The sequence below is a fragment of the uncultured Roseobacter sp. genome (assembly GCF_947492555.1).
In the GTDB taxonomy this organism is placed as follows: domain Bacteria; phylum Pseudomonadota; class Alphaproteobacteria; order Rhodobacterales; family Rhodobacteraceae; genus Roseobacter.
On record NZ_CANLNE010000001.1, the window covers coordinates 672,682 to 688,725 of the forward strand.

General features: G+C 59.4%; 17 protein-coding genes. 7 read left to right on the forward strand and 10 right to left on the reverse strand.

Annotation, left to right across the window (positions count from 1 at the left end; genetic code table 11):
* The first annotated feature begins 15 nt into the window (after positions 1-15).
* On the forward strand, positions 16-1,320 hold the full coding sequence (locus Q1A07_RS03145; RefSeq protein ID WP_299777747.1) for an FAD-binding oxidoreductase: 1,305 nt from the start codon (positions 16-18) through the stop codon (positions 1,318-1,320).
* An 88-nt stretch (positions 1,321-1,408) separates the two neighbouring features.
* A complete protein-coding gene (locus tag Q1A07_RS03150; protein ID WP_299777748.1) occupies positions 1,409-2,599 on the forward strand; it encodes an aminotransferase class I/II-fold pyridoxal phosphate-dependent enzyme in 1,191 nt (396 codons plus the stop codon).
* A 9-nt stretch (positions 2,600-2,608) separates the two neighbouring features.
* Here the strand turns inward: Q1A07_RS03150 and phaR are convergent, their stop codons facing one another.
* The 3 genes from phaR to phaC form a co-directional block, all read right to left on the reverse strand.
* Entirely contained in the window at positions 2,609-3,172 is a 564-nt protein-coding gene (gene phaR, locus Q1A07_RS03155; protein ID WP_299777749.1) for a polyhydroxyalkanoate synthesis repressor PhaR, read from the reverse strand.
* 135 nt (positions 3,173-3,307) lie between these two features.
* Complete coding sequence (locus Q1A07_RS03160; protein ID WP_195822407.1) at positions 3,308-3,754, reverse strand: phasin family protein; 447 nt, start codon at positions 3,752-3,754, stop codon at positions 3,308-3,310.
* 141 nt (positions 3,755-3,895) lie between these two features.
* A complete protein-coding gene (gene phaC / locus Q1A07_RS03165; RefSeq protein WP_299777750.1) occupies positions 3,896-5,701 on the reverse strand; it encodes a class I poly(R)-hydroxyalkanoic acid synthase in 1,806 nt (601 codons plus the stop codon).
* A gap of 109 nt (positions 5,702-5,810) precedes the next feature.
* Here phaC and phaZ point away from each other — a divergent pair, with 109 nt between their 5' ends.
* Positions 5,811-7,091, forward strand: coding sequence for a polyhydroxyalkanoate depolymerase (gene phaZ, locus Q1A07_RS03170; protein WP_299777752.1), 1,281 nt, complete (start codon positions 5,811-5,813; stop codon positions 7,089-7,091).
* 12 nt (positions 7,092-7,103) lie between these two features.
* On the opposite strand, the gene Q1A07_RS03175 is transcribed toward phaZ, so the two are convergent.
* The 6 genes from Q1A07_RS03175 to Q1A07_RS03200 form a co-directional block, all read right to left on the reverse strand.
* Positions 7,104-7,814 carry an alpha/beta fold hydrolase gene (locus Q1A07_RS03175; RefSeq protein ID WP_299777754.1) on the reverse strand — a complete coding sequence of 237 codons (711 nt, stop codon included), beginning with the start codon at positions 7,812-7,814 and terminating at the stop codon, positions 7,104-7,106.
* Between the two features lie 128 nt (positions 7,815-7,942).
* On the reverse strand, positions 7,943-8,680 hold the full coding sequence (locus Q1A07_RS03180; protein WP_299777756.1) for a transporter substrate-binding domain-containing protein: 738 nt from the start codon (positions 8,678-8,680) through the stop codon (positions 7,943-7,945).
* Positions 8,681-8,748: 68 nt separating this feature from the next.
* Positions 8,749-9,846 carry a transporter substrate-binding domain-containing protein gene (locus tag Q1A07_RS03185; protein WP_299777758.1) on the reverse strand — a complete coding sequence of 366 codons (1,098 nt, stop codon included), beginning with the start codon at positions 9,844-9,846 and terminating at the stop codon, positions 8,749-8,751.
* Between the two features lie 114 nt (positions 9,847-9,960).
* Positions 9,961-10,575, reverse strand: a complete 615-nt coding sequence (locus Q1A07_RS03190; protein ID WP_299779131.1) for a hypothetical protein — start codon at positions 10,573-10,575, stop codon at positions 9,961-9,963.
* Between the two features lie 17 nt (positions 10,576-10,592).
* Positions 10,593-11,027, reverse strand: coding sequence for a VOC family protein (locus Q1A07_RS03195; protein ID WP_299777760.1), 435 nt, complete (start codon positions 11,025-11,027; stop codon positions 10,593-10,595).
* A gap of 9 nt (positions 11,028-11,036) precedes the next feature.
* Complete coding sequence (locus tag Q1A07_RS03200; RefSeq protein ID WP_299777762.1) at positions 11,037-11,789, reverse strand: alpha/beta hydrolase; 753 nt, start codon at positions 11,787-11,789, stop codon at positions 11,037-11,039.
* Between the two features lie 117 nt (positions 11,790-11,906).
* On the opposite strand from Q1A07_RS03200, the gene Q1A07_RS03205 reads away from it, so the two are divergent.
* Both Q1A07_RS03205 and Q1A07_RS03210 read left to right on the forward strand, forming a co-directional pair.
* Positions 11,907-12,665 (forward strand): helix-turn-helix domain-containing protein, encoded by a 759-nt coding sequence (locus Q1A07_RS03205; RefSeq protein WP_299777764.1) that lies wholly within the window; start codon positions 11,907-11,909, stop codon positions 12,663-12,665.
* Between the two features lie 3 nt (positions 12,666-12,668).
* Positions 12,669-13,082, forward strand: coding sequence for an MAPEG family protein (locus Q1A07_RS03210; protein WP_195820241.1), 414 nt, complete (start codon positions 12,669-12,671; stop codon positions 13,080-13,082).
* Between the two features lie 21 nt (positions 13,083-13,103).
* On the opposite strand, the gene Q1A07_RS03215 is transcribed toward Q1A07_RS03210, so the two are convergent.
* Positions 13,104-13,376 (reverse strand): hypothetical protein, encoded by a 273-nt coding sequence (locus tag Q1A07_RS03215; protein WP_299777767.1) that lies wholly within the window; start codon positions 13,374-13,376, stop codon positions 13,104-13,106.
* A 166-nt stretch (positions 13,377-13,542) separates the two neighbouring features.
* Between Q1A07_RS03215 and thrS the strand changes: the two genes are divergently transcribed.
* Positions 13,543-15,501, forward strand: coding sequence for a threonine--tRNA ligase (gene thrS, locus Q1A07_RS03220; RefSeq protein WP_299777769.1), 1,959 nt, complete (start codon positions 13,543-13,545; stop codon positions 15,499-15,501).
* A 206-nt stretch (positions 15,502-15,707) separates the two neighbouring features.
* On the forward strand, positions 15,708-16,010 hold the full coding sequence (locus tag Q1A07_RS03225) for a DUF2282 domain-containing protein (protein ID WP_195820239.1): 303 nt from the start codon (positions 15,708-15,710) through the stop codon (positions 16,008-16,010).
* Positions 16,011-16,044 lie beyond the last annotated feature (34 nt).

Here is a 16,044-nt window from a genome sequence, read left to right on the forward strand (position 1 = left end):
GGAGAGGGTGGCCCCTTGAACCTGCTTTACGCAAACGACACACTCGGGACCTACCCTGCCAGCTGGTACGCGGCCAGCACCCCGGCGCCCGCGCCCTTTGACAGTCTCAAGGGCGAGGTCAAGGCAGATGTCTGCGTGGTCGGCGCAGGTTACACCGGGCTGTCGGCGGCTTTGCATCTGGCGCAGGCGGGACGGCGGGTTGTGGTGCTGGAGGCCCATCGTGTGGGGTTTGGGGCCTCCGGGCGCAACGGCGGGCAATTGGGCAGCGGACAGCGCGTCGATCAGCACGGACTGGAAAGCATGGTGGGCGAGACCCAGGCCCGCGCGCTGTGGGACCTGGGTGAAGAGGCCAAGGCGCTGGTCAAATCGCTGATCGCGGACCACAAAATTGACTGTCACCTGAAACCCGGTGTGGCGTGGACAGGCTCGACAAAATCAGACGTCGCGTATTTGCACGACTACGCCGCACTTCTGAATGACAAATACGGATATGAGGCAGTCGAAGCGCTGGATGCAGAAGCCTGCCACGCAATCTGCCCCTCGCCGGACTACAAGGGCGGCCTGTTGGATATGGGGGCCGCACATCTGCATCCGCTGGCTTTTGCATTCGGCCTGGCACATGCGGCGACGGCTGCGGGCGTGACAATTTACGAGCGGTCCTGTGCGCACGGGCTGGAGCACGGGGCGCCGGCAACCCTCCGCACGGATGCCGGGCGGGTTGTGGCAAATCACGTGATCCTGGCCTGCAACGGGTATCTGTCGTCGCTGGCCCCCTCCGTCTCTGCCCGCGTCATGCCGATCAACAACTTCATCGTGGCCACCGAACCGCTGGAGGATCAGGCTCATCGGGTTCTGGCCCGGGACGTGGCCGTCGCCGACAGCCGCTTCGTGGTCAACTACTTCCGGCTCAGCCATGACGGCCGCCTGCTGTTCGGCGGCGGTGAAAGCTACGGGTACAAATTCCCGCGCGACATCGCCGCAACGGTGCGCAAACCGATGGAAACGGTCTTTCCGCACCTCAAGGGCGTCAAGGTAGACTACGCCTGGGGCGGCACGCTGGGGATCACGATGAAACGCTTTCCCTATCTGGCGCGGGTTGCGCCCAACATTTTGTCGGCCTCCGGATATTCCGGCCATGGCGTCGGGACCGCAACGCACGCAGGCAAGCTGATGGCGCAGGCCATCGAGGGAGAGACGGACGGGTTTGACACGATGCGCAGCATCCCAACGCCTGCGTTCCCGGGCGGCGGTGCCTTGCGCACACCGCTGCTGGTGCTGGCCATGAGCTGGTACGCCCTGCGCGACAGGCTTGGTTTCTGACGCGGGGCGCGACGTTACAAACTATTAACTTGGCGTGATGCATCGGTTGTTTTAGAATTTCCAAAAGTCACATTAAGGAAATCCGAATATGACGCTCCCCGACATGCACACGGCTGAACCCATCCCCGAAGCGGCCCGTGCGGAAATCGAGCGTTTGCTGCAAACCGGGGATCTCTTTCGCTACACCGCCCCTTCAGATGCCCCCGTGGCCTTGCTGGAGGCGGAGTTCGCCGCATTGATGGGCAGCAAATATGCGCTGGCCGTGTCCTCCTGTTCGGCGGCCCTGTTCCTGTCCCTCAAGGCGCTCGATCTGCCCAAGGGCGCGCGCGTGCTGATCCCTGGCTTTACCTTTGCCGCGGTCCCCTCGTCGGTCGTGCACGCGGACTGCACGCCCGTGCTCTGCGAAGTCGGCGAGAACTATCGCATCGATCTTGCGGATTTCGAAGCCAAACTGACCGATAACATCGATGCCGTGATCATCAGCCACATGCGGGGACATACCTCGGACATGGACGCGATCATGGCTCTCTGTCACGCCGCCGGTATCCCCGTGATCGAAGATGCTGCACACTCGCTTGGCACGCTCTGGCGCGGGCAGAAGATCGGCACCATCGGCAGGGTCGGTTGCTTCTCGTTTCAGTCCTACAAGATGGTCAATGCAGGTGAAGGCGGCATTCTGATCACCGATGATGCAGATCTTGTGGCCCGCGCGATCATCATGTCGGGTGCCTATGAGCACAATTGGAAGAAACACCCGGTCCTGCTGGAAGCCTTTTCCCGCCATCAAAACAAGCTGCCGCTCTACAATTTGCGGCTGAACAACCTGTCAGCCGCGCTGATCCGCCCGCAACTGGACGCCCTGCCGCAGCGGGTGCGGGATGGGCGGCGCAATCACGACCATGTCGCGGAACGGCTGAACCGCTCGTCCTTTATCGACGTGCCTGCGCCACTGGACGGCGAAACCCGCGCGCCCGACAGCATTCAATTCAACCTGACCGGATTGGATGACGCCACCATCGCCGCCTTTGCCCGGACGGCGGATGCCGCCGGGGTCAAGGTCCAGGTCTTTGGGCAGAGCGCGGACAATGCGCGGGCCTTCTGGAACTGGCAGTTCATCGAGGATTTGCCCGAGCTGCCGCGCACCCGTGCCATGCTCATGCGGGCCTGCGATGTCCGGTTGCCCGTCCGCCTGTCTCGCGCAGAACTGGATGCGGTCACCGACGTGCTGCTGAACGCCATCGAGACCGTCACAGCAGACGCGCAGCCCGCCGTGGCGTGATGTGACCGGTTACTTCAACTTCGAGAGTTTGTTCTGAAGCTCTGCCAGCTGCTGTTTGATCGCGTCGAGGTCTTCGCCCTTTTCAGGGTCCGACGACGCGGCATCCTCGTCCGGCGCCTTCCAACCGCTGCCGCCGCCCAAGCCACCGGTCATCGCTTTCATGAAGGCCTGTTGCTGCGCCTGCATCAATTCAAACCCCGGCATCTTGGCCATCGGATTCATCGCGGTCATCTTGTCCATCATCTGGCTCTGACCGTCCCGCAGCATCTCAAAGGATGCCTGCAGGAATTGCGGCACAACACTGGCACCCGGTGTCATGTAACTGCGCACCAGATCGTTCAACACATCCACCGGCAGGACACTTTCCCCGCGGCTTTCATGTTCGGCAATGATTTGAAGCAGGTATTGACGCGTCAGGTCGTCGCCGGACTTGAGATCAACAATCTGCACTTCCCGACCCTCGCGGATCAGCGTGGCAATATCGTCCAATGTCACATAGTCGCTGGTTTCAGTGTTGTAGAGACGCCGGCTTGCGTATCGCTTGATCAGCAATGGTTTGTCTTTATCCGCCACACGACTTCTCCCTCATCCTGCGCTGCATTGCAGCTTAGGACACAGATTTGTAAAAAGAAAGGGCGGGCTCTTAAAAAGCCCGCCCTCAAAGTTTGCGCCATTCAGGGAGGAAGTTGGCGCTAACTGGGATACTACTTACTTCGCAGTTGCTGCTTTTTTGACCGCAGCTGTTGCTTCTTTGGTGGCTTTTTTCACGGCAGCAGACGCGTCTTCGCTCATGTCTTTGCCGGCAGCCATCATCAGTTCAACTGTTTCCATTTGCGCTTTTTTCGCAACTTCGGCGAATGCGGCCATGTGCTCAGCAGCTGTTTCGGAATATGCGGAAGCGAAATCGGTCATCGCTTTTGCATAGTCAACGGGCTCTGCCTTGGCTTTGGACATCTCTGCCAGTTTGGCCAGGGTGTCCTGGGTCCACTTGCTGGAGATCTCGGTGGATTTCTCTGCAGCTGTCAGGGCCACGCCGGACAGTTTTTCGTTCAGGCTTGCTGTTGTCTTGAACGCGTCTTCCATGGCTGCTGTGTCAACCGGGAATGCGCCCATAACGTCTTTGAGCATCGCTGTCATGTCAGGTGTCTTTGTCATTTCTACAATCCTTTGTCGCTTGCGGGATCATCCCCGCGTTTCTGCGTCTGCAACAGGATATACATGCCGCAGCGCAGCATTTCAAGTGTTTTTTCTGCATTGCAGCATTTTCAATTGACTTGGCGGAAACCGCGACTGAAATCAGAGGGTTGCCTTCTTGGCCACATAGGTTCCGGGCGCATCACAGAGCACCGGATGGCTCGAATCTCCCGGTATGCGTGCGGGAATCATCTTGCCTGCGCGCTTTTTCAGCCAGCTTTCCCACCGCGGCCACCAGGACCCCTCGTGGAAATCAGCCCCTGCAAGCCAGTCCGCATAATCCAGCTTCAGATCAGGGTTGGTATAGTGTCCGTACTTATTCCGGGTCGGAGGGTTCACGATCCCGGCGATATGACCCGATTGGGTCATGATGAAGGTCTTGTCCTTCGATCCCATCTGCTGAATGCCGCGGTAACTGTCTTTCCAGGCGGCGATGTGATCCGTCTCGCAGGCGATGGCACAGAGCGGGACATCGACATCGCCCAAGGTCAGCTTGTGCCCCAGCAGATCGAACCCGCCCTGCGCCAGCTCATCGCGCTGGCACAACCCGCGCAGGTATTGCATCGACATCTTGCCGGGCAGGTTGGCACCGTCGCCGTTCCAGTAGAGCAGATCGAAAGCAGGCGGTGTTTCCCCCATCATATAGCTCTTGATCGCCGGGCCGTAGATCAGATCATTGGAGCGCAAAAAGGAAAACGTCCGCGCCATGATGACCGAGGGCAGCACACCCTTGTCCTCGATCTCTTCTTCGATCCCGTCAATAAAGTCATTGGTCAGGAAGGGCGCGAATTCACCCTGATCGGAAAAATCGGTCAGCGCCGTAAAGAAGGTCGCGGATTTGACGGATTTATCGCCGTTCTGCTTCAGCAGCGACAGGGTCAGCGCAAGTGTCGTGCCGGCAATGCAATATCCGATAGCATTGACCTGTTTTTCACCAGTGATGGCTTTGATCTCCGCAATCGCAGTCAGGTAGCCGTCCTCAATGTAGTCTTCCATCCCGATATCCCGGTATGTCGGATCGGGGTTGACCCAGGACACGACAAACACCGTGTGGCCCTGATCCACCAGCCATTTCACAAGGCTGTTCTGCGCCTTGAGGTCAAGGATGTAAAACTTGTTGATCCAGGGCGGAAAGATAACCAGCGGCGTTTTATGGACCTCGTCGGTGGTGGCCGTGTATTGGATCAGTTCCATCATCCGATTGCGGAACACCACTTTGCCCGGCGTCGTGGCAATGTTGCGTCCCAGCTCAAAGGCGGTCTCATCCGCAAGCTTGACGACCAGCTCGCCCTTGTTCGCCTCAAGGTCATGGATCAGGTTTTCCAGCCCCTGAACCAGACTCTGCCCTTCCGTTTCCAGCGCCTTCTCCAACGCGTCCGGGTTCGTTGCCAGAAAATTGGTTGGCGACATCAGATCCACGATCTGACGCGCGAAGTAGGTCAGCCGGTTTTTCTCCGACGGATCGAGGTCGGTCACGTCCTGTACTGCGGTCGTCAGTGCTTCGGCGTTAATGAGGTACTGTTTCTTGACGTAGTTGAAGTAGGGATGCGTGTCCCAGAGCGGATTCGCAAAGCGTCTGTCCTTCGGGCCGGGGTCTTCGGGCGCCGTGAGTTTACCCTTGGCCAATTCTTGCTGCGCCTGCACAAATTGTTTCATTGTGTCGGCCCAATAGGTCATCTGGTGCTCAAAAACCTTCGCGGGATTGTTAACGGCCTCGGCCCAATAAGCCTGTGCTGCACGACCGAACAACTCTTGATTCGGCCCATCTAACGCGGGGTTATGGGTCTGACGGTTGGTTAACACCCGCTGCAATCGTTCCGACAGTTCCTCCACTTTCTGGAGGTTTTCAGTCATCCTCTCAAGTGTTTCACCCGAGGGGACCACGTCGTCGCCGGAATGTGTTGTCATGTTAACCTTTCCCTCGTATGTTTGCAGTTGCAGCATAAAGTCGTTGGCTTCAGGGGGCGAAGCGACTGCATGTACCCGGTGCGCCCGGATTGTAACAAGGAGACCCCTTATGCGCTATATGGCGACATACGACTTGATGGAAACGATGCGCAACACAAACCAATGGCTCGGCGCGACCGCCCTCGCCATGGGAGCCTACCCTGCTTTCTCCTTGATTCCAAACCCTGCCTTCGCCTGGATGCAGGCCTGGGGCGAAGTCACGGAACGCACCTTTCAGCGCATGATCGTGAAGCCTGACTGGAATATTCCGGCGGTCCCGACCAAAGACGGTCAGGACCACACGGTCAGAACCGAGATCGTCGTAAAGCGCGACTTTGGCGATTTGCTGCATTTTGAGGTCCCGGGGCGGGAGACGCCCGAGCGCAAGGTGCTGCTGGTGGCACCGATGTCAGGGCACTATGCCACGCTGCTCCGCTCCACCGTGATCAGCCTGCTGCCGGATGCGGACCTCTACATCACCGACTGGCACAATGCGCGGGACATCCCGGTCAGCGCCGGGAAGTTCGATATCGAAGATTACACACTCTACCTGGTGGATTTCCTCAAAGAGCTTGGCCCCGACACGCATGTGATCGCCGTGTGCCAGCCCGCCCCGCTGACGTTGGCCGCCACCGCCTATCTGGCAGAGGAGGACCCCAAGGCGCAGCCGCGCAGCCTGACCCTGATCGGCGGCCCGATCGATCCGAATGCGACACCCACGGACGTCACGGATTTCGGTCACCGCATGACGATGGGTCAGCTTGAAGAGATGATGATCCAGCGCGTGGGCTTTAAGTATCCCGGCGTGGGCCGGATGGTCTACCCGGGCCTTCTGCAGCTCAGCTCCTTCATCTCGATGAACGCCGAGACACATGTGAAGGCCTTCACCGATCAGATCGGGCGCGTGGCGCGCGGCGAAGGGACAGATCACGACAAACACAACAAATTCTACGATGAATATCTGGCGGTCATGGACATGACGGCGGAATTCTATCTGTCGACCGTGGAACGCATCTTTAAGAATGGCGAAATCGCCAAGAATGAATTCACCGTCGCCGGAAAACAGGTCGATATCGGCAAGATCACCACGGTTGCCGTCAAGACGGTCGAGGGGTCCAAGGACGATATCTCAGCCCCCGGCCAATGCATTGCGGCGCTCGACCTCTGCACCGGCCTGCCGGACAACAAGAAGGCCAGCCACGTCGAAGACGGCGCGGGCCACTACGGGATTTTCGCGGGCAAAAGCTGGCGCCGGAACATTCGTCCGCTTGTGCTCGACTTCATCGACGCCAACAGCGGCAAGCCTGCCCGCAAGCCGCGCAAGGCGGCCAACAAGAACGCCGCCGCCTGACCCCGGCGGCGCCTAGCGCAGCACCAGCGGTAACCCCATCCAATCCCGCAGCGCCTGCGTGGTTTCGTCCGGCTGTTCCAGCGTCGGCAGATGGCCGGCGTTGGGCAGCACCTTCAGGGTCGCATAGGGGATAAGTTCGGACATGAACTCGTGCCGCTTGACCGGGCAGAGCGCGTCATGGGCACCACAAAGCACCAATGCCGGCACCTTGCATTTGCGCAACGTGCTCTGCTGATCCCGCCTGCGTTGCAGTGCGCGCGACTGACGGACAAAGACCTCAGGCCCCAGCGCGTCGGCCATATCCATCACCAGATCGAGCACTGCCTGCTGGTGCGGGCCGGGCGCCAGGTAGTTCGGCTTCATCTCCTCGCGCATCACGTCGAGCATCCGCCCGGTACGCGCGGCCACGATCTGCGGTTCACGCGCGGCGGCGACCTGGGGTGTTTCGGCCAGCGGGTTGGTGTCCATCAAGGCGATGCGCGTCACCCGGTCCGGCGCGCGGCGCAGGATTTCCATGGCGACGATGCCGCCCATGCTCAGACCGGCCAAAGCAAACCGTCCGGGCAACTGATCCAGCAGGCCGGAGGCGATCTCTTCCACCCGTTCACCTTGCGTGATCGGACCAACCATCACCGCCGTATCCGACGACAGTGCCGCGATCTGCGGCCCAAAAAGCCGCGCATCACACATCAGGCCGGGCAGAAAAACCAGAGGTTCAGCCATATCGCCTCCCGATGGCCGCAATGGTGATGGCGGTGGTCATGTTCTGCCCCGTTGCCTCATGATTTTCCGGCAGTTTTACCCGCTATGCGCGCAATCACAAGGTCCGTCCTGAGCGACTTCGGCAAATCTCAGCCCTTCAGCTGATCCCAATAAATCGAAAGATGGCGGGAAACGATTTCGGTATACCTGTCTGTCTGTTTCAGCTTCGCCAACCCTGCATTGAAGCGATACAGCAGCGCGGTACCGCGCCAATGTGTTTTGGAAATCACCACGTGCAGCGACTGGGTGGACACCGGACGGGAAAGCGGCACAACCTTTTCCGTCAGATCCGCTGCAAACATCTGCTGCACCCCCAGGAATTCATTCACCGCGACCGCGTCGACCTCTCCCGACATCAGCAAATCGAAACACTCCCGCGGCGTCGCGGGTTGCCTGAGCGTTATTAGATTGTTGCTGATCCATTTGCGATCCGGACGGTCCAGGTCATGCGTGAAGTAACCGGCAGGCCGGCATAAAACCCGACCGGAAACATCCGCATCTTTCTCGAAAGCAAACTCATTGTCGGCGCGCACAAAGAGGAGGATCACCAGATCCACAACCGGGTCAGAAAAATGGAAGTCAACGCACCGCGCATCGTCCTGCTGATATGTATCGCAATCGGGCCGGAACCATGGAAAGCCCATGTCCGCGTGCTTTTCCCGGATCAGATCAAGATGCACTGACCAGTCATCCAGCCATTCAATATGATGCGATTCCGGCTCCGGGCTGAGCGCCAGCGCCGCTTCAACCAGTTCCGTGACCATACCCTGCTGCGACCACGCCGCATCTGTGAAGGGCGCATAGTCCGAACCGGTCAGCAGTCGCATCTCGGCATCTGCTGGTCCGACATTCGCACATGCCAATGCGGCACATAGTGCAGAAAGCTGCGCAAATCTCACAGGCCGGCCCAGACATCGCGCAGATGACGATCAACAAATTCCTGATACCGACCGGAACGGCGCATCGCCCGCAGTCCCGTGTTTATCCTGTCCAGAATAGCTTCGGCGCGCGGATTGTTGCGGGAAACAACAGCATGCAGTGTCACGATGTCGAGCGGGGTGCTGTTCAGCGCGACGATGTGATCGGCACGCCCGATACTTGCGACAACCGAACGGCCAGTGAATTCATTGACCACGACCGCATCGACCTCACCACTCACAAGCAGATCAAAACAAGCCTCGACCGTCGGGGCGCGCAGAAGAGTAACCTGCCCGTCGCGCAGCCAATTTCTGTTCTGAGCGTCCAGCATGAACGTCATGCGCCCCGCAGCACGGCAAAGGTGCCGCCCCTCGATATCCTGTGCGCTGTTCAACGGGACCGGACGTTTCGCATCGACAAATAGCACCATCAGCATCTCGAACATCGGGTCAGAAAAGACGTAGTTCTGACAAAGCTCCTGTGCAGCCCCATCTTTGCAGTCCGGCTTTGGCCAGGGATAGGAGACATCCATCAGGGCCTCGGTCAATAGCGGCGAAAGATGCGATCCCCAGTCATTGATGCGAAAGACCTCGACCGGCGCCTCCGAAGCAGATGTTTCGAGGATGGCCGTCATGACCTCGGTCATCATGCCACCGCCCACCAGCGTTTCATCCGAGAAAGGCGGCTGATCGTTACCGGTGATCACACGAAGCGCCACAACAGGCTCGGGCGGTCTGTCTGCCGGTGTATCCAAGGTGGCTTGCTGTGTCGTGGCTTGAAGCGGTTCAATCTGGCTCACAACCGAAGCCGGTTCAGAGAGCCCCTGCGGCAGACCGCCAATGCAGGATAGCGTCAGCTCCGCGCCAACCAGAATCTTATCCGGGTCATCGCCGATTATCCCTTTGTTGTCAGCATGGATGCGCGTCCAGACGCCAGCATCTTTGTAGAGCCTGTTGGCAATCAGCGACAAGCTGTCCCCGCGCGCCACCTCGTAACTGCCCCCGCAGATTTCCGCTGCCGATTGTCCTGCGCCAAATGCGCCAATGAATCCTGCGATAAGGCACAACCGCCTCATGGATCATCCCCCCAAAGATGAAACTGGCGACACTTTGCCTAAGTCACTGCTTCGGTCAACAATCAATCAACATATTGTGGCCAAAATCTCAAAACTACACCATATGTTCTATTTTTACGGGAAGTTTATGCCGCGAAAAGGTGGGAAGTCTGCATAGCGGGCCTGTCGTTCCTCCAGGGATTCGCCCGGTTCAGCACCTGAGCGCAGCAACATCCCCCTTGGCGCGATGTAGCTGGAGATTGTGCGCAGCGGCGCAGGTCGCCACACTATGTTGAACGCGGCCAGCTTGGGAAAAAACCACAGTTCAGAATAGGGCAGATGATCGTGAATCCACCACGCTAAATCCCGCCAGTCGCGGCCCGCCTCATACCGATCCGTAAACCAGGGAATGGCCATCGATGTGCCTGCCACGGCTTCGTCGCCACTGGCGATATCCCAGATATGGCATTCGATTGGGTTATCATTGGCCGCGCAGTTCAGTTTGTGCGCATTCCCATAGCCATTCAACGTAGGCGAGCGGTACCCGGAACGGATGGCGAGGCGGCCAAAGGTCTCTTCCAGCGGATCCAGCAGTTCGGTGCACAGCATGCGCCCGTTCTCGATGGTCAGCTCCGGGTCGGGTGGCACGTTGGGCACCCCATGCATATTGCTGATTTCGGAATAGAGGAAATCGCGCATGTAGTAATGCTTTGACAGACGCACCCGGCCCAGCGTTTCAAGGCTCCACATGGATTTGGGGCTGCGCATCAGCCGTCCCCGTAGCCCAACCACCGAAATGCGCCGTCTTCTCTCAAGGGCGAAAAGGGGTTATGTGCGATTTCCCAGATGTGGCCCTCAGGGTCGGCGAAATAGCCATGGTGTCCGCCCCAGAACACATCCTGCGCGGGTTTGAGGATTTTCGCGCCCGCAGCCTCTGCCCGCGCCAAAAGCGGGGCGACGTCGCCTTTGTCGGGCAGGTTGTGGGCGAAGGTACTGGCGCCATACCCAAGATCCGTCAGCGGGATACCGATGTCTTCTGCAAGCTTGTCCAAAGGGTAGAGCCCAAGGGTCTGGCCAATCAGGTCATAGGCGATCACCCCGTCCGGCGACGGCGTGCGTTGCCAGCCCAAGGCATCGTAAAACGCCGCCAGTGCCGCTATGTCGCGCGCGCCAAGCGTGATGAGACTGATCCGCTGGTCCATGTGATCCTCCTACTTCGTTGCATCCAATACATCGACAATCGCGTCTTCGATCAGCCCCAGGCACGGGCCGTCTGAAAACCGGTGGTCTGCGTCCTTGACGAGCGTAAGACGCATGTCCGGGCAGGTCGCATGCTCCATCAGCCGGAGGGCGGTTTCCGTGCTGACAGCGGTATCTGCCGTGCCCTGCAGGCAGCGCACCGGGAACGGCAGATCAAGCGGCGCGCGCAGGACGAGATTGCGCCGCCCGTCCTCGATCATCCCCCGCGTCACGATGTAGGGTTCCATATAGTCGGACGGGATCTCCACCTGGCCCTGTGTCATCACCTGCCGGCGTTGGGCCTCGGAAAACCCGGCCCAATAGCTGTCCTCCGTGAAGTCGGGCGCGGCCGCTATGGTGACCAGCCCCGCCAGCCGATCCGGTATCCGCCGGGCCAGCAACAGCGCCTGCCAGCCCCCCATGGAAGATCCGACCGGGATGATCGGCCCCTCCGTCAGACCCGCCACGATGGCCGCGGTATCTTCTGCCCAATCCCCGATGGCGCCCTCTTCGAAGGTCCCGGAAGACTGACCATGCCCGGAGTAGTCGAACCGCAGGAAAGCACGGCCCTCGCGCCGCGCCCACTCCTCAAGATGCAGCGCCTTGGTGCCCTCCATATCGGATTTGAGCCCGCCCAGAAACACGACCCACGGGCCTGCACCCGGCGTGCGATGATAGGCAAGCCGTCGGCCCTGCGGCCCATCGAAGAAGCTTGGAGAGGTCATTCGGAGTGTCCTTTTTGGCTGCGATCATGTGCGCAAGCCCATTGGCCCGCAATCCGTTTTATATTTTTTATAGGTTACCATATTGTCACGTGACTAATAAGTAACTTATAAGGAGCTATGGATTCGATTTTCAAAGCCTTGGCCGACCCCACGCGCCGGACGCTGCTGGACAGCCTGCGTGCCAAACCGGGACAGAGCCTCCTTGATCTGCAAGGGCAGCTCGACATGTCGCGATTTGGCGTGATGAAGCATCTGGGCGTGCTGGAAGAGGCCGGGCTGATCGTGACCCACAAGAAAGGCCGGTTCAAATACCACTACCTCAACGCCCTGCCCCTGCAGGAAGCGATAGATCGCTGGGTGGAGCCCCTGCTCCAGCAACCGGCGGCACGAGCGGTGCTTAATCTCAAAACCCAACTTGAAGGAACACCGAGGATGACCAAACCCGATTTCATGATGCAGACCTATATTCACTGCACCCAGGACGCGCTGTGGCACGCATTGACGGACGCCGAGGCCAATGCCGCCTATAACTTCGTGGCAGGCAGTTGCGTGCGCGAAGACAACAAGCTGATCCTGAAATTCGAGGACGGCACGCCGATGCTGATCCTGACGGAGACCAAGCTGACCCCCAAAACCCGGATTGAGAGCACATTCGAGCCGCATTGGGCCGGACCGGAGGTGCCGCTGGAGCATTCACGTTTTGTCTATCTGATTGAACCGCAGGGTGAAAACTGCATGCTCACGCTTGAGCACTATGACATTCCCGCCGGTCAGGAAGGCGTGGCAGATGGTTGGCACCGCACCCTCGCTGGCCTGAAAACATGGCTGGAAACCGGGCAATCGGTGCGCTTTTCGCACGCAGAAGCGGAGGGGTGAGCGATGCAGGCCGGAACACTTCCTACTGAAATGGGCGTGCTGATCATGCTCTGCATTTTCGCAGCTTCCCTCTGGATCCCTTACATCGTCGGCGTGAACACGGACCCGCATCCGGCGGATAACTTCACTCGCCCCGGTGATCTGACGCAATTGCGGCCCTGGGTGCACCGGGCTTACCGCGCGCATCTGAACCTGCTGGAGCAGTTGCTGCCCTTTGCCATCCTGGTGCTGGTGATTGACCGTCTGGGCGGGTACTCGACGCTGACCTACTGGACAGCCATCGCATTCTTCTGGCTGCGGGTCGCCCATGCGGTGGGGATGATTTCAGGTCTCGCAAGGCTTCCCCTGCGCCCCATCATCTTCACTGCTGGCTGGATCTGTTGTCTGCTGATGGCCTACGCGGCCTACACGGCCTGACTGCAACCGTCTTCGGCGCGGTTACCCGCCAACATAGGGGGCGGCGCCGGGGCGGTAAAAAATCTTCTGGTTGTGAAGACGCCCAAGCAGTTCTTCATTTTCCCGCTGATCTGCTTCGATGACAGTGATCGACTGCAGATCCGCAGGATTTTCTTCCGACAAAGCACGGCGCATCCTGCACAATTCCCGACCACGGGCCCGCAGAGATTCTTCGATCAAATCGACATCATGGATACTCAATTCGAATGTGCGGTTATAGCGCGGCATGACGATCCTTCCGGTCAATTCTACCATTTGAGTATATGTCGGATTTAGCATACGAGGTGTCGCAGTCAACGTATTCTTGGGTATACATTGGACAGCGCTTCTTGACACATCTGCCCCTAGGCGTCATCAGCACGCTCACATAACCCGCAACCGGGCGTCTCGTAGGCGCCAAACCGACGAGGAGTGCCAGCAGATGGCTCCCAAAGACAACGCAATCTCTCTCACCTTTCCCGATGGCAATGCGCGCAGCTTCGAGGCGGGCGTCACCGCAGGCGATGTGGCCGCCAGCATCTCCACCTCGCTGCGCAAAAAGGCGATCTCCGCCACCGTGAACGGGGTGCACTACGATCTCGCCTGGCCCATCGAAGAGGACGCCGAGATCGCCATTCACACCATGGCGGACGAAGAGCAGGCCAACGAGCTGGTGCGCCACGATCTGGCGCATATCATGGCCCGCGCCGTGCAGGAAATCTGGCCCGATACCCAGGTCACCATCGGCCCGGTGATCAAGGATGGCTGGTACTATGATTTCGACCGTGCCGAGCCATTCACACCGGAAGACCTTGGCCTCATCGAAAAGAAGATGAAGGACATCATCAACAAACGTGATCCGGTCCGCACCGAGGTCTGGGACCGCGCGCGCGCGATCAAGCATTACGAGGACGCGGGCGAGCCCTATAAGGTGGAGCTGATCGACGCCATTCCGGGCAATGAGCCGTTGCGCATGTACTGGCACGGTGACTGGCAGGATCTCTGCCGGGGACCGCACCTGCAGCACACCGGGCAAGTGCCGGGCGACGCCTTCAAGCTGATGTCGATTGCCGGTGCCTACTGGCGCGGCGACAGCGATCGGGCGATGCTGCAACGCATCTACGGCGTGGCTTTCACCGGCAAGGAAAAGCTGCGCGCGCATCTCAACATGCTCGAAGAGGCCGCCAAGCGGGATCACCGCAAGCTGGGTCGCGAGATGGATCTCTTCCACATGCAGGAAGAAGCACCGGGGCAGGTCTTCTGGCACGCGAATGGCTGGTCGATCTACACCACCTTGCAGGACTACATGCGCCGCAAACAGCGCGCAGCAGGCTATCAGGAGGTCAACACCCCACAGGTTGTGGACCGCAAGCTCTGGGAAGCCTCCGGCCATTGGGACAAGTATCAGGAGCATATGTTCATCGTCGAAGTGGACGAGGAACACGCTCGGGAAAAGGCGATCAACGCGCTGAAACCGATGAACTGCCCCTGCCATGTCCAGATCTTCAACCAGGGCTTGAAATCCTACCGCGACCTGCCGCTGCGCATGGCCGAGTTTGGATCGTGCAACCGCTATGAACCGTCCGGCGCCCTGCACGGCATCATGCGGGTGCGCGGTTTTACCCAGGACGATGGCCATATCTTCTGCCGTGAAGACCAGATCGAGGCGGAATGCGCGGCGTTCATCACCTACCTGTCCTCGGTCTACCAGGATCTGGGCTTCGAAAGCTTCGAGATCATGTTCGCCACCCGGCCTGAAAAGCGCGTGGGGTCCGAGGAAAGCTGGGATCACGTCGAGGCCGCGCTGGAAAACGCGATCAAGGCCACTGGCCACCCCTACACGCTGGATGCAGGTGAAGGGGCGTTTTACGGTCCCAAGCTGGATTTCAAACTGACCGACGCCATCGGGCGCGAATGGCAATGCGGCACCTTCCAGGTGGACCCCAACCTGCCCGAGCGTCTGAGCGCGACTTACGTGGGTGAAGACGGCGCGAAGCATCGCCCTTATATGCTGCACCGCGCCTGTTTGGGATCTTTCGAGCGCTTTATCGGCATCCTGATTGAGAATTCGGCGGGCAAACTGCCGTTCTGGCTCGCCCCGCGACAGGTCGTCGTCGCCTCGATCATTTCCGACGCCGATGACTATGTGCATGAGGTCGTGGCGGCCCTGAAAGCCGCTGGCGTCCGCGCCGAAGCCGACGTGCGCAACGAGAAGATCAACTACAAGGTCCGCGAACACTCCGTGGGCAAGGTGCCGGTCATCCTAGCCGTTGGTGCCCGCGAGGTCGAAGAACGCACCGTGACCCTCCGGCGTCTGGGCGAAAAACGCACAAGCGTTGAAGCGCTGGACAGCCTGACACAAACACTGGCACGGGAAGCAACGCCGCCCGATCTTTTGTAACAATTCCCGTCTCCGCGTGCCGCGCAGCTGCCCGCGGGGACCGATTTTGTAACATTCCGTGAAGATTGGCGTGTTTTTGCCGCTGTCTACCCAACGTCTTCTGACGGCTGCGTGAGGCACGACCTCGTGAGTGGAAAGTCCGTTTCCCAACGTCTAGATTTTGCCCTATCATTGACCGCGATGGTCCTCGAAAAAGGAATGAAATCATGTCCAACACAATGAAAACAGTCGCAATTGCCGGTGCTGTCGCTGCTGCCCTGACCGCACAGGTGACAACAGCCGAAGCGGCTGCGAAAGAAAAGTGCTACGGCGTTTCGCTGGCAGGCGCCAATGACTGCGCGGCCGGCCCCGGCACAACCTGCGCGGGCACATCCACCGTTGACTACCAGGGCAACGCCTGGACGCTGGTCGATGCTGGCACATGCGCCGAAATCGAACTGCCCGACCTGGCAGACGGCACACCGCGCCAAGGTTCGCTGGAAGAGCTGAGCCGCGATCTGCCTGCATAAGCATGCATACGAAATTGATCCCACCCGGTGATGC

Coding starts and splice junctions, on each gene's coding strand:
- Q1A07_RS03150 (WP_299777748.1), top strand. CDS start 1,409: ATGACGCTCCCCGACATGCACACGGCTGAACCCATCCCCGAAGCGGCC.
- Q1A07_RS03160 (WP_195822407.1), bottom strand. CDS start 3,754: ATGACAAAGACACCTGACATGACAGCGATGCTCAAAGACGTTATGGGC.
- phaC (WP_299777750.1), bottom strand. CDS start 5,701: ATGACAACACATTCCGGCGACGACGTGGTCCCCTCGGGTGAAACACTT.
- phaZ (WP_299777752.1), top strand. CDS start 5,811: ATGCGCTATATGGCGACATACGACTTGATGGAAACGATGCGCAACACA.
- Q1A07_RS03175 (WP_299777754.1), bottom strand. CDS start 7,814: ATGGCTGAACCTCTGGTTTTTCTGCCCGGCCTGATGTGTGATGCGCGG.
- Q1A07_RS03180 (WP_299777756.1), bottom strand. CDS start 8,680: ATGCGACTGCTGACCGGTTCGGACTATGCGCCCTTCACAGATGCGGCG.
- Q1A07_RS03185 (WP_299777758.1), bottom strand. CDS start 9,846: ATGAGGCGGTTGTGCCTTATCGCAGGATTCATTGGCGCATTTGGCGCA.
- Q1A07_RS03190 (WP_299779131.1), bottom strand. CDS start 10,575: ATGTGGAGCCTTGAAACGCTGGGCCGGGTGCGTCTGTCAAAGCATTAC.
- Q1A07_RS03195 (WP_299777760.1), bottom strand. CDS start 11,027: ATGGACCAGCGGATCAGTCTCATCACGCTTGGCGCGCGCGACATAGCG.
- Q1A07_RS03200 (WP_299777762.1), bottom strand. CDS start 11,789: ATGACCTCTCCAAGCTTCTTCGATGGGCCGCAGGGCCGACGGCTTGCC.
- Q1A07_RS03205 (WP_299777764.1), top strand. CDS start 11,907: ATGGATTCGATTTTCAAAGCCTTGGCCGACCCCACGCGCCGGACGCTG.
- Q1A07_RS03210 (WP_195820241.1), top strand. CDS start 12,669: ATGCAGGCCGGAACACTTCCTACTGAAATGGGCGTGCTGATCATGCTC.
- Q1A07_RS03215 (WP_299777767.1), bottom strand. CDS start 13,376: ATGGTAGAATTGACCGGAAGGATCGTCATGCCGCGCTATAACCGCACA.
- thrS (WP_299777769.1), top strand. CDS start 13,543: ATGGCTCCCAAAGACAACGCAATCTCTCTCACCTTTCCCGATGGCAAT.
- Q1A07_RS03225 (WP_195820239.1), top strand. CDS start 15,708: ATGTCCAACACAATGAAAACAGTCGCAATTGCCGGTGCTGTCGCTGCT.